The organism is Mitsuaria sp. MSU3D, assembly GCF_056867975.1.
The window spans coordinates 6,305,948-6,319,029 of sequence record NZ_CP200314.1; the positions used below are offsets into that span (position 1 = coordinate 6,305,948).

Genomic DNA, 13,082 nt, shown 5'->3' on the forward strand with positions numbered 1-13,082 from the left:
AGGCCCGTTGTCGTTCATGCCGCGTGATCGCTCACGCGGTCTCGGCCGGTCCGGCCACGCGCACCGGCAGATCGTCCGGATCGACGGTCTTGCCCGACAGCGCCAGGTCCAGCGCGTCGTGGTCCAGCGCGTTCTCCCACTTCGACACGACGATCGTCGCCACCGCGTTGCCGACGAAGTTGGTCAGCGACCGGCATTCCGACATGAAACGGTCCACCCCCAGGATCAGCGCCATGCCGGCCACCGGCACCTCCGGCACCACCGACAGCGTCGCCGCCAGCGTGATGAAGCCCGCGCCCGTCACGCCCGCCGCGCCCTTGGAACTCAGCATCGCCACCAGCAGCAGCGTGATCTGGTGGGTCAGCGTCAGCTCGGTGTTGGTCGCCTGCGCGATGAACAGCGCCGCCAGCGTCATGTAGATGTTGGTCCCGTCCAGGTTGAACGAGTAGCCCGTCGGCACGACCAGCCCCACCACGGTCTTCTTGCAGCCCGCCTTCTCCATCTTTTCCATCAGCGACGGTAGCGCCGACTCCGACGACGAGGTGCCCAGCACCAGCAGCAGCTCGGCCTTCAGGTAGCGGATCAGCTTCAGGATCGAGAAGCCGCACAGCCGCGCCACGATGCCCAGGATCACCAGCACGAAGAACAGCGAGGTCAGGTAGAAGCTGCCCACCAGCATGCCCAGGTTGAGCAGCGAGGCCAGCCCGTACTTGCCGATGGTGAACGCCATCGCGCCCAGCGCGCCGATCGGTGCGGCCTTCATCAGGATGTGGACCATCCGGAACACCGGCGCCGTCAGCGACTCGAAGAAAGTCAGCACCGGCTTGCCGCGGTCGCCGGTCAGCGCCAGCGCGATGCCGAACAGCACCGCGACGAACAGCGTCTGCAGGATGTTGCCGTCCGCCAGCGCGCCGATCAGCGACTTCGGGATCACGTCCATCAGGAAGCTGACCAGGGTCAGGTCGTGCGTCTTCTCGACGTAGCGGTGCACTTCCTTCTGGTCCAGGTCCGCCACGTTGACGTTCATGCCGGCGCCCGGCTGCACGACGTTGGCCACGACCAGGCCGACGATCAGCGCCAGCGTGGAGAAGAACAGGAAATAGACCATCGCCTTGCCGAACACGCGGCCGACCGCGCTCAGCTGCGTCATGCTGGCGATGCCGGTCACGATGGTCAGGAAGATCACCGGCGCGATGATCATCTTCACCAGCTTGATGAAGGCGTCTCCCAGCGGCTGCAGCTTGACGGCGAAGGCGGGCTCGAAATAGCCGAGCGTGATGCCGATCGCGATCGCGATGATGACTTGCAGGTAGAGGTGGCGATACCACGGCACGGACTCGGCCGGCGCGGCGGAAGCGGAGGGGGTCAGCATGGGATACGGCTCCGGTTGCGGGTGGCCGCAGGCGCCGTCACCGGCGTGTCTGCGCACCCTGGCCGGGCAGTATCCCACCCGAGGTTTTTTCGATGCTGCGGGATCTACGTACTAACCCTGGTGCGCGAATGCCCATTCGCACCACGGGGCGCAGACCAGCCGGACGGCCCCATTGCGGGGCCGCGCCGTTCACCAACGGGCAACGAGGACGGCCACGGGGCCAGGCGCAGCGTGTCGTGCCCGGGCGGCGATCAGACCGCTTCGCCGAAGACGCGCGACTTGCCGTCGCGATCGATCGCGACGTAGGTGAGGTTGGCCTCGGTCACCTTCACCACATGCGGATTGGCCGGGTTGCGCTCGGCGAAGACCTCGACGTGCACCGTGATCGACGTGCGCCCGATCCGCGTGACCTGCGCGTAGAAGCTCAGCAGGTCGCCCACCGACACCGGCTGCTTGAAGATGAACTGGTTCACCGCCACCGTCGCGATCCGGCCGCGCGAGATGCGCGCCGGCAGCACCGATCCGGCCAGGTCGACCTGCGCCATGATCCAGCCGCCGAAGATGTCGCCATTGCCGTTGGCATCCGCCGGCATCGGCATCACGCGCATCACGAGCTCGCGCGGGCCGATGGTCTCGGGCGACAGCAGGGGCGCGCCCGACGGGTGCGCGGCGGGGCCGGCGGTGCTGGCGGGGGCATTCGGATCGGTGGAGTCGCTCATGATGGCCAAACGGTGACAATGAGCGGCATTGTCGTCCAGCATGTCCGCCCTCGCCAGGGCGGATGCCCGACTCCACGGCAGGCCCACGCTCCCTCTCCATGCGCCGTTCCACACTCGCCGGCACTACGCCGACTCCCTCGGCCCCGTCCGCGCCGCTGCCCGAAGGCGCCGCCGCGCCCGAAGCGCGCGGCGACTGGCACACCATCGCCCGCCTGCTCCCGTACTTCTGGCGCTACCGCTGGCGCGTCGGCATCGCGCTGGCCTTCATGGTCGCCGCCAAGCTGGCCAACGTCGGCGTGCCGCTGCTGCTCAAGCAGCTCGTCGACAGCCTCGACATCCCCGCCGGCAGCGCGCAGGCGCTGATGGTCGTGCCGGTCGGGCTGCTTCTGGCCTACGGCCTGCTGCGGCTGTGCACCTCGCTCTTCACCGAGGCCCGCGAGCTGATCTTCGCCAAGGCCACCGAGGGCGCCTCGCGCAGCATCTCGCTGCAGGTGTTCCGTCACCTGCACGACCTCAGCCTGCGCTTCCACCTCGAGCGCCAGACCGGCGGCATGACCCGCGACATCGAGCGCGGCACGCGCGCCGTGCATGCGCTGATCTCGTACTCGCTCTACAGCATCTTCCCGACGCTGGTCGAGGTCGTGCTCGTGCTCAGCCTGCTCGCGGTGAAGTTCGACGTGCTCTTCGCCTGGATCACCGGCGCGGCGCTGGTGTTCTACATCGGCTTCACGATCGTGGTCACCGAGTGGCGCACCAAGTACCGCAAGCTGCTCAACGAGCTCGATTCGCACGCGCACAGCAAGGCGATCGACTCGCTGCTGAACTACGAGACGGTGAAGTACTTCAACAACGAGGACTTCGAGGCCGCCCGCTACGACCAGAGCCTGGAGCGCCTGCGCCGCGCGCAACTGAAGTCGCAGCGGACGCTGTCGCTGCTCAACAGCGGGCAGCAGGTGATCATCGCGGTCGCGCTGGTGGCGATGCTGTGGCGCGCGACACAGGGCGTCGTCGACGGCCGCATGAGCCTGGGCGATCTCGTGATGATCAACGCGTTCATGATCCAGCTCTACATCCCGCTGAACTTCCTCGGCGTGATCTACCGCGAGATCAAGCAGAGCCTGACCGACCTGGACAAGATGTTCGGCCTGCTGGCCCGCGAGCGCGAGATCGCCGACGCGCCCGGCGCGCAGGCGCTGCGCGTGAGCGGCGCGGCGGTGCGTTTCGATGACGTGCACTTCGCCTACGAGCCGCAGCGCCCCATCCTCAAGGGCGTGAGCCTGGAGATCCCGGCGGGGAAGAAGGTCGCGGTCGTCGGCCCCAGCGGTTCGGGCAAGAGCACGCTGGCGCGGCTGCTCTACCGCTTCTACGACGCGCAGTCGGGCCGCATCGCCATCGACGATCAGTCCCTGGCCGAGGTCACGCAGCACAGCGTGCGCCGCGCCATCGGCATCGTGCCGCAGGACACGGTGCTGTTCAACGACACGATCGCCTACAACATCGCCTACGGCCGGCCCGAGGCGACGACCGAGGAGATCGAGGCCGCCGCGAAGTCCGCGCACATCCACGACTTCATCCGCCATCTGCCCCAGGGCTACCAGACCATGGTCGGCGAGCGCGGCCTGAAGCTCTCCGGCGGCGAGAAGCAGCGCGTGGCCATCGCGCGCACGCTGTTGAAGAACCCGCCCATCCTGATCTTCGACGAGGCGACGTCGGCACTGGACTCGCGCAACGAGCGCGCCATCCAGGCCGAGCTCGAGGCCGCCGCGCAGGACAAGACCGTGCTGGTCATCGCGCACCGGCTGTCCACCGTGGTCGACGCGCACGAGATCCTGGTGATGGAGCAGGGTCTCATCGTCGAGCGGGGCACGCACGCGGCGCTGCTGGCGCAACGCGGCCGCTACGCCCAGATGTGGGCCCTTCAGCAGGACGGGCAGGACCGACAGGATCCGCAGGGATAAACTCCCGCGCCGTGGAAACCAAATGGCTTGAAGACTTCGTGAGCCTGGCGGAGACGCGCAGCTTCTCCCGCTCGGCCCAACTGCGGCATGTCACGCAGCCCGCGTTCTCGCGCCGCATCCAGGCGCTCGAGGCCTGGGCGGGCGTCGATCTGGTCGACCGCTCGTCCTATCCGACGCGGCTCACCGCCGCCGGCGAGACGCTGCTCGGCCAGGCCGTCGACCTGCTCGGCAACCTGCAGGCGACGCGCAACATGCTGCGCAGCCACCAGTCGGCGGGGCAGGACATGATCGAGTTCGCCGTCCCGCACTCGCTGTCCTTCAGCTTCTTCCCCCATTGGCTGATGGAACTGCGCCAGCGCTTCGGCGAGGTGAAGTGCCGGCTCAACGCGCTCAACGTCCACGACGCGACGCTGCAGCTCAGCGAAGGCAACTGCGACCTCCTGGTCGTCTACCACCACCCCAGCCAGCCGCTGCAGCTGGACCCGGAGCGTTACGAGTCGGTCTCGCTCGGCCACGAGACGCTGGCCGCGTATGCGAAAGCTGACACAAGCGGCGCGCCGATGTTCCGGATTTCCGGACACCCGGGCCAGAAGATCCCATTCCTCAGTTACGCCTCGGGCGCCTACCTCGGGCGATTGGTGGAACTGATCGTCAAGGGCGCGGCGCAACCGCTCAACTTCGAATCGGTCTTCGAGACCGACATGGCCGAGAGCCTCAAGGCCATGGCCATCGAGGGCCACGGGCTGGCCTTCCTCCCGGCGAGCTCGGTGAAGAAGGAAGTGAAGGCGCGCCGCCTGGTGCGGGCGGCCGAGCCCGGCCAGTACGAACTCAACATGGAGCTGCGCATGTACCGCGAGCGGCAGGGGTCGACGCGGCGGGTCAAGCCGGTCGCGCAGGCGCTGTGGAACTTCCTGACCCATGCCGAGAAAATCGCCCCCTGACCTCGATAGCTCAACCAGGCACGGAACCTGCATACGTAAGCCACGCAACAAGTCGAGATGCGTGATACTCCCTACCCAGCAAAGCGACCGGTCATGGTCTGCTCTGCCGGTTGGGGGGACCACCGTTCGAACCTCCCTCGAATCCGCTTTTTGAATCCGAACAAAGCAGGAGCATCTATGAAGAAGGCATTGCTGGTACTGGCCCTTGGCGCTGCGTTGGTTGGCGTGGCGCAGGCCGACACGCTCAAGAAGATCAAGGACACCGGCAGCGTGACCATGGGCGTGCGCGAGTCCTCGGGCGCGCTGTCGTACACGCTCGGCGACGGCAAGTACGTGGGCTACCACGTCGAGATCTGCCAGCGCGTCCTGGCCGACGTCCAGAAGCAACTGGGTCTGGCCAAGCTGGACATCAAGTACCTGCCGGTGACTTCGCAGAACCGCGTGCCGCTGGTGCAGAACGGCACCGTGGACATCGAGTGCGGTTCCACCACCAACAACCTGACGCGCCAGAAGGACGTGGCTTTCGCCGTCACGACCTACGTCGAGGAAGTGCGCATCGCCGTGAAGGCCGATTCCGGCATCACCACGATCGCCCAGCTCAACGGCAAGACCGTCGCGACGACCACCGGCACGACCTCGGTCCAGCTGCTGCGCAAGCATGAGCGCGCCACCGGCGTGGACTTCAAGGAAGTGCTGGGCAAGGACCACGCCGACAGCTTCCTGCTGCTGGAGTCGGGCCGTGCCGACGCCTTCGTGATGGACGGCCAGATCCTGGCCGGCAACATCGCCAAGTCGCGCAATCCGGCGGGCTTCAAGATCGTGGGTGAAGTGCTGTCGGTCGAGCCGATCGCCATCATGATCCGCAAGGACGACCCGGCCTTCAAGAAGGCCGTGGACGACAGCATCAAGGGCCTGATGAAGTCCGGCGACATCGCCAAGCTGTACGACAAGTGGTTCACGCAGCCGATCCCGCCGACCAACACCAAGGTCGGCCTGCCGGCCACGGCGGCGACCAAGGACGCGTGGGCGAACCCGAACGACAAGCCGGTCGAGGAATACCTCAAGAAGTGATCGGCCTCGCCTGAGTACAAGGCGCCCCGCGGGGCGCCTTGTCGCAACAGGCTTTCGTTTTGATGGATGGAGCACGCCATGGCGAGCTGGGATTGGCAGTTGTACTGCACAGACATGGTGACCGGGGAGGCCGCGCCGAAGTGTTTCGGGGCCCCCGGTTATGAGACCTACCTGGACGCGATGATCCACGGCTGGGGGTGGACGATGTTCGTCTCGGTCGCCGGCCTGCTGGTCGCGCTGGTGGCCGGATCGCTGATCGGCGTGCTGCGCACGGTGCCGAACAGGAAGCTGGCGATGTTCGGGGAATCCTGGACGGAGCTGTTCCGGAACATTCCGCTGATCGTCCAGCTCTTCGTCTGGTACCACGTGATCCCGCGCCTGTTCCCGGTGCTGGACATGCCGCCCAGCGTGCTGGTGGTGATCGCGATCGGGCTGTTCACCTCGGCGCGGATCGCCGAGCAGGTCAAGGCCGGCATCCTGACGCTGCCCAAGGGCCAGCGTTACGCGGGCCAGGCGCTGGGGCTGACGCTGCCGCAGACCTATCGCCACGTGCTGCTGCCGATGGCGTTCCGCATCGTCATCCCGCCGCTGACCAGCGAGAGCATGAACATCGTCAAGAACTCGGCGGTCGCCTTCGCGGTGAGCATTCCCGACCTGGCGCAGTTCTCGCTGCAGGCGTCGGAGCAGTCGAGCTTCGTGCAGATCTTCCTGCCGGTGACCATCCTGTATTTCGTCTCGGCCTACGCGATCAACCGCGTGGCCAAGGTGATCGAGTGGTACGTGCGCGTGCCCGGCATCCTGGGGGCGAAGTGACATGACGCAACTCGATTTCTCGTTCCTGACCTGGGATGTCCTGGTCTCGTTCGTGTCCAAGGGGCTGTGGTTCTCGATCCAGCTGACCGTCTCGGCCATGATCGGCGGCATCGTGCTGGGCACGGTGCTGGCGCTGATGCGCCTGTCGGGCAAGTGGTGGCTGGAGCGCCCGGCGGCGATCTACGTCGACACGCTGCGCTCGATCCCGCTGGTGATGGTGATCCTGTGGTTCTTCCTGCTGATCCCGTACATCGCGGGTCCGCTGGGCGCGGAGAAGACGGCGCTGATCACCTTCACGCTGTTCGAGGCGACCTACTACTCGGAGATCATGCGCGCGGGCATCCAGTCGGTGTCCAAGGGTCAGGTCTTCGCGGGGTACGCGATGGGCATGACCTACCGCCAGACCATGAGCCTGGTGGTGCTGCCGCAGGCCTTCCGCAACATGCTGCCGGTGCTGCTGACGCAGACGATCGTGCTGTTCCAGGACACGTCGCTGGTCTACGCGATCGGCGCCTATGACCTGCTGAAGGGCTTCGTGTCCGCCGGCTCGAACTTCAACCGGCCGATGGAGACCTACCTGGTCGCGGCCGCTGTCTATTTCGTGATCTGCTTCAGCCTGTCCATGCTGGTCCGCCGGCTGCAGAAGAAGATCGCCATCATCCGCTGAGGTCCGCTCCATGATCGAAATCAAGAACGTCTCCAAGTGGTACGGCCCGTTCCAGGTGCTGACCGATTGCTCCACCAACATCCAGAAGGGCGAGGTGGTGGTGGTGTGCGGTCCGTCGGGGTCGGGCAAGTCCACGCTGATCAAGACCGTCAACGCGCTGGAGCCGATCCAGGCGGGCGACATCGTCGTCGACGGCACCAGCCTGACCAACCCCAAGACCAACCTGCCCAAACTGCGCTCGCGCGTGGGCATGGTGTTCCAGCATTTCGAGCTGTTCCCGCACCTGTCGGTGACGGAGAACCTGACGCTGGCGCAGGTGAAGGTGCTGGGCCGCAACATGGCGGACGCCAAGACGCGCGGCCTGAAGATGCTGGAGCGCGTGGGCCTGATGGCGCACAAGGACAAGTTCCCGGGCCAGCTCTCGGGCGGTCAGCAGCAGCGCGTGGCGATCGCGCGGGCGCTGTCGATGGATCCGATCGTGATGCTGTTCGACGAGCCGACCTCGGCGCTGGACCCGGAGATGGTCGGCGAGGTGCTGGACGTGATGGTCCAGCTGGCCAACGAGGGCATGACCATGATGTGCGTGACGCACGAGATGGGTTTCGCGCGCAAGGTCAGCCATCGCGTCATCTTCATGGACGCCGGCAAGATCATCGAGGACTGCACCCGCGACGAATTCTTCGGCGATCCGGAGGCGCGTTCGCCGCGCGCCAAGGACTTCCTGGCGAAGATCCTGCAGCACTGATCCCGGACGCCGCTGGCGTCCCGCGTACCGCCACGAAGGCCCGCTCCGCAAGGTGCGGGCCTTCTGCTTTCCGGCCTTCACCGGAAGGCGGAGGGGTTGTCACTCGTCCACGGCATGCATGAGCGGAAGACTCCTGGTTGAGGTCAGTGACGAGCGGCGGTCGGATCCCAACAATCGGTGTCTTCGCGATTCGACCGAACTGTGCGGCGAGCCGCACGAGGCGCGATGACATCGTGCGGGAATCCGCCCGGCAACACCTGGCACCAACCAAGGAGATCTGAATGAACATGCAAGACCATCACACCCTTCCGAGGTCTCAACAGCCGGTGACCCGGCAGGAGTTCCAGACCAAGATGGATGAGATCGATATGGAGCTGGCGTCGGCGCGTCGATGGCGCCACCTCCGTGGCAGTCTCTGGAACCTGTTCGTGGGCGGACTGAGCGGTATGGGCATCGTCATGCTGATGGTGCTGGCGGGCGTGCATTTGGGGCGGTGAGACAATCCCGCCCCATGAGCGAAACCCTTGTCCTGACCCGTCCCGACGACTGGCACGTGCACCTGCGCGACGGTGCCGCCTTGCAGAGCGTCGTCCCGTATACCGCGCGCCAGTTCGCGCGCGCGATCGCGATGCCGAACCTGAAGCCGCCGATCACGACGGCCGAGCAGGCCCTCGCGTACCGCCAGCGCATCCTCGCCGCGGTGCCCGCCGGCGTGGACTTCGAGCCGCTGATGACGCTCTATCTGACCGACCGCACCACGCCGGATGACATCGCCGCCGCCAAGGCCGCCGGTGTCGTCGCGCTCAAGCTCTATCCGGCCGGCGCCACGACCAACAGCGATGCCGGCGTCACCGACATCCGCAAGACCTACGCGACGCTCGAGGCCATGCAGAAGGCCGGCCTGCTGCTGCTGGTGCATGGCGAAGTGACCGACGGCGACGTCGATGTCTTCGACCGCGAGGCCTTCTTCATCGACCGCGTGATGCAGCCGCTGCGCAAGGATTTCCCCGAACTGAAGGTCGTCTTCGAGCACATCACGACGAAGGAAGCCGCGCAGTACGTCACCGGTGCCGACCGCTTCACCGGCGCGACCGTCACGCCGCAGCATCTGCTCTACAACCGCAATGCGATCTTCATGGGCGGGCTGCGTCCGCACTACTACTGCCTGCCGGTGCTCAAGCGCGAGGAGCATCGCCTCGCGCTGATCAAGGCCGCGACGTCCGGCAGCGCCAAGTTCTTCCTCGGCACCGACAGCGCGCCACACGCGTCGGTGATGAAGGAGAACTCGGTCTGCGGCGCCGGCTGCTTCACCGCGCTGTCCGCGATCGAGCTCTACGCCGAGGCCTTCGAGGCCGCGGGCGCGCTCGACAAGCTCGAGGCTTTCGCCAGCTTCCACGGCGCCGACTTCTATGGCCTGCCGCGCAACACCACGCAGGTCACGTTGCGCAAGACCGACTGGACGCTCCCCGAGTCCGTCGCTTTCGGCGAGGCTGCGCAGCTCAAGCCGCTGCGCGGCGGCGAAGTCATGAGCTGGAAGCTCGACTGAGTCCTCGGCAGCAACGCCGAGCGCTTGATCGAGAACTCGACTGAGTCCTCGGTCGCAAAACCGTTGAAGTGAGACGGTGGTTGGGGACGGCAGTGCGTGGGGTTCCGGAGCTTGACTCCGGGGCCCCACGCACTGGCGGCCAACGCACAGACGTCAGCAGGCAGGCGCCCTCACTTGAACTGATACGACGCCGACAGGTAGAAGAACCGTCCCCTCGGATCGGTATAGCTCGGGTCATACCCCGAAATGAAGAAGTAAGCCTGGTTCGAGAACGGCGGTGCCTTGTCGAACAGGTTCTTTACTCCCGCCCGGAGGGTGAGGGCGGAGGTGGCGTCCCACCCGCCCGACAGGTCCCAGAGCGAATATGCCTTGACCTTGTTCTTCCCGACGATCAGCCCGGTGTTGGTATCGATGGCCGAATTCTGGTCGTCGTAGCCGCTGGAGAACGAGTTGGCCAGATTGACGCTCCACGCTCCGCGGGACCAGTCGAAGTTGACGCGGTGCCGCCAGCGCTGGACGACGCCGTCGGTGACGAAGCGGCCCAGGTTGCTGATGTAAGGATCCCCGTTGCCGGTCTGCTTCTTGGAGCTCAGCGTCCAGGTCCCGACCAGCTTCACCCCGAAGCGTCCCAGCGACGAGGCCGGTGAGCGGTACTGCATCGTGATGTCCAGTCCCGAGGCCTTCTGCTTGCCGCGGTTTTCCTTGTGCAGCTCGATGTAGCAGATGTCGGAATCATCCGGGTCATAGTCGCAACCGGCGAGCCCCTCGTTCTCGTTGTAGCGATGCACCAGCGGCTCGTACTTGTCGAGGTTGGCGAGGATCACGTCATCGCCGATCGTGCTGATCAGGTTGCGCTTCTCGATGTGCCAGTAGTCGAGCCCGAGGCTCCATTCGGGCGTCGGATCGGTCAGCAGGCCGATCGAGAACTGACGCGACTTCTCCGGCTTCAGGTTCGGGTTCGAGTAGGTCCGCGTTTCCCAGTTGTTGGCGCAGAACCCGAGGTCGTTGTCGTTCTCCAGCATGCACACCGGATCGGGCAGCGTGGCGGTCTCGCTGGTCTTGACCGAGCGATAGAGGTCATTCATCGACGGCGCTCGGAAGCCCGTGCCGGCCGATGCCCGGAAGGTCAGGTTGTTCATCGGCGCGTAGCGCAGTCCCACCTTCGGGTTGGTCGTCGCTCCCACCTTCTGGTAATGGTCGTGCCGCAGCGCGAACTGGAGTTCCCACTCCTTGGTGATGGGGGCCAGCAGTTCGCCGTAGGCGGCCCAGACCTTGCGCGAGTTGTTCGTGAACTGCGCGTCGCCCGGCGTCGGATCGCCGAGGATCTCGTCGGAGATCAGCAGGTCGCTGGCGGCCGAACTGGACTTCTCGCGTCGCAGTTCCGCGCCGAGCGCCAGCGCCAGATCGCCACCGCCGAGTTTCATCAGGCTGCGCGTGGCCTTGACGTCGAGGCTGTCCATCGATCCGCGGGCGCTGCGCACTTCCTGGTTGATGTTGTTGTTCCGCAGGAAGGCGAGGCCGGCCTCGCTCGACGGACCGAAGGGGTTGAGCAGTCCGTCGGCGTAGGCCTGCAGAGTCTCGGTGTAGGGCAGGTAGCCGCGCACGTCGCGATCGGACACGCGATTGACGCTGTGGTTGTAGCCCCAGTCGTAGTCCCACGCGCCGACCGTGCCCGTCATGCCGACCACCACGCGACTGCCGGTGCTGATCAGCTCGCTGGCGCGCGGCCCGGCCTCCAGCATGCGGGTGCGCACGGTGATGAGGCGGTCGTCCGGCAGCGCGTCGCCCAGGCCCGTCGCGGCCAGCGCCGGGATCATCGACACGTCCAGGTCGGCGTCGATGCGGTTGCTGGTGCCCACGTACCAGCTCTTGCTGCGCGTGTAGGAGGCTTCGACGAAGGCCTCATGGTTGTCGGCGACCTTGAACACGCCGCGGCCCAGGAAGCTGCCCTTGTCGGTCTTCGGATAGAGCTCCAGGTCCCGCATGTAGTCGTAGGTGCAGCCGTCCACGCCGCCGATGCCCGCGGGCAGGTAGAGCGTGTGCGGCGGCTGGCAGTTGGGCGCGCTGAGGTTGATGTTGCGCGACGTGATCGGCTTGCCGTTGATCGCGAAGCCCTGCGACTCGAGGTAGTCGAATTGATCGCCGCCCAGCCGGATGTTGCCGGGGAAGCCCGCCGACGACAGCAGATGCGGCAGCCGTTCCGGGATGCGCAGGTCCGAGATGAAGTCGCGCTGCGAGGTCCGCAGCGCGCCGGTCTTCTGGAAGTCCAGCACGCCCATCACGTTGAAGCGGTCGCGCGCCAGGTCGCCATGACCGGCGGCGATCGATGCGGTGCGCTTGCTGGCGCCGCCTTCGCCGGTCTTGCCGCCGTAGACGTCGACCTGCACGCCCTGGTAGTCCTTGCGGGTGATGAAGTTGACGACGCCGCCGATCGCGTCGGTGCCGTAGATCGCGGAGGCGCCGTCGAGCAGCACCTCGACGCGCTCGATCGCCGCGGCCGGGATGTTGTTGAGGTCGACGCCGTTGTCGTCCCCGGGCGACGCGAAGTTGGCCATGCGCCGGCCGTTCAGCAGCACCAGCGTCGAGGAGGTCCCCAGCCCGCGCAGGTTGGCCGAGTTGAAGCCCATCTGGTCGCGGAAGCCGCCGGTGCCGATGCTGACGCCGTCGGTCAGCGCGTTGCTCATCGCGGAGACGGTGGCCATGATCTCGGCCGCCGTCGTGACGCCGGCCTTGACGATGTCGCTGCGGTTGATCACCTGCACGGGCAGCGCGCCCTCGTCGGCGATGCGCTTGATCGCGGAGCCGGTGATCTGCACGCGCTGCAGCTTCTGCGGGGCGGAGGGGGCCGATGCGGCCGACTCCGGCGGCGTCACCTGCGCGTGCGCCAACCCGCACAGCGCGATCAGTGCCGCGGCCGCGCAGACGCGGGGCGCGAACGGCGGGCGATGCGTGGCGCGGCTGACGCGCGAAGTGCGGAGGGTCATGGTGGGCTCCCTGGGCCGATGGGGGTGGCTCTGTCGGACCAGTCTAGGGAGCGGACCGTCACGGACAAGGGTGATGACCCGCGACAGTCGCGACGAAGCAACTGACCTGTGACCAATGGTCACCCGTTGGGGGGTGGGGGAGGCTATGGTGGTGCGAGAAGCCGCCCCCGCGCGGCGGGAGGCTCTGACGATGTTCGATCGCTGTCTGCTGCGCCGCGCCGTCGGCGCGCTCCTGTTGTCGTGGACTGTGCTGCCGGCGCTCGCCG

Annotated in this window: 11 protein-coding genes; 8 read left to right on the forward strand and 3 right to left on the reverse strand. The window is 66.5% G+C overall.

The features are described 5' to 3' along the window. Positions 1-31: 31 nt before the first annotated feature. Entirely contained in the window at positions 32-1,372 is a 1,341-nt protein-coding gene (locus tag AC1VNM_RS27785; protein ID WP_377157165.1) for a dicarboxylate/amino acid:cation symporter, read from the reverse strand. 251 nt (positions 1,373-1,623) lie between these two features. Further along, on the reverse strand, positions 1,624-2,091 hold the full coding sequence (locus AC1VNM_RS27790) for an acyl-CoA thioesterase (protein WP_483109061.1): 468 nt from the start codon (positions 2,089-2,091) through the stop codon (positions 1,624-1,626). A 98-nt stretch (positions 2,092-2,189) separates the two neighbouring features. Between AC1VNM_RS27790 and AC1VNM_RS27795 the strand changes: the two genes are divergently transcribed. From AC1VNM_RS27795 to pyrC, 8 genes are all read left to right on the forward strand, one after another. Next, a complete protein-coding gene (locus tag AC1VNM_RS27795; protein WP_483109062.1) occupies positions 2,190-4,049 on the forward strand; it encodes an ABCB family ABC transporter ATP-binding protein/permease in 1,860 nt (619 codons plus the stop codon). Positions 4,050-4,060: 11 nt separating this feature from the next. Next, complete coding sequence (locus tag AC1VNM_RS27800) at positions 4,061-4,990, forward strand: LysR substrate-binding domain-containing protein (protein ID WP_483109063.1); 930 nt, start codon at positions 4,061-4,063, stop codon at positions 4,988-4,990. Positions 4,991-5,167: 177 nt separating this feature from the next. Continuing rightward, the gene (locus AC1VNM_RS27805; protein WP_377157159.1) at positions 5,168-6,061 is read left to right on the forward strand and encodes an amino acid ABC transporter substrate-binding protein; all 894 of its coding nucleotides are present in this window, start codon (positions 5,168-5,170) and stop codon (positions 6,059-6,061) included. A 78-nt stretch (positions 6,062-6,139) separates the two neighbouring features. Continuing rightward, a complete protein-coding gene (locus AC1VNM_RS27810) occupies positions 6,140-6,874 on the forward strand; it encodes an amino acid ABC transporter permease (protein WP_483109064.1) in 735 nt (244 codons plus the stop codon). Between the two features lies 1 nt (position 6,875). Continuing rightward, a complete protein-coding gene (locus tag AC1VNM_RS27815) occupies positions 6,876-7,541 on the forward strand; it encodes an amino acid ABC transporter permease (protein ID WP_377157157.1) in 666 nt (221 codons plus the stop codon). A gap of 10 nt (positions 7,542-7,551) precedes the next feature. Further along, positions 7,552-8,286, forward strand: a complete 735-nt coding sequence (locus AC1VNM_RS27820; RefSeq protein ID WP_377157155.1) for an amino acid ABC transporter ATP-binding protein — start codon at positions 7,552-7,554, stop codon at positions 8,284-8,286. A 281-nt stretch (positions 8,287-8,567) separates the two neighbouring features. Then, on the forward strand, positions 8,568-8,783 hold the full coding sequence (locus AC1VNM_RS27825; RefSeq protein WP_377157152.1) for a hypothetical protein: 216 nt from the start codon (positions 8,568-8,570) through the stop codon (positions 8,781-8,783). A gap of 14 nt (positions 8,784-8,797) precedes the next feature. After that, entirely contained in the window at positions 8,798-9,832 is a 1,035-nt protein-coding gene (gene pyrC, locus AC1VNM_RS27830; protein WP_377157151.1) for a dihydroorotase, read from the forward strand. A 170-nt stretch (positions 9,833-10,002) separates the two neighbouring features. Here the strand turns inward: pyrC and AC1VNM_RS27835 are convergent, their stop codons facing one another. After that, positions 10,003-12,816 (reverse strand): TonB-dependent receptor, encoded by a 2,814-nt coding sequence (locus AC1VNM_RS27835; RefSeq protein ID WP_483109065.1) that lies wholly within the window; start codon positions 12,814-12,816, stop codon positions 10,003-10,005. Positions 12,817-13,082: the final 266 nt, after the last annotated feature.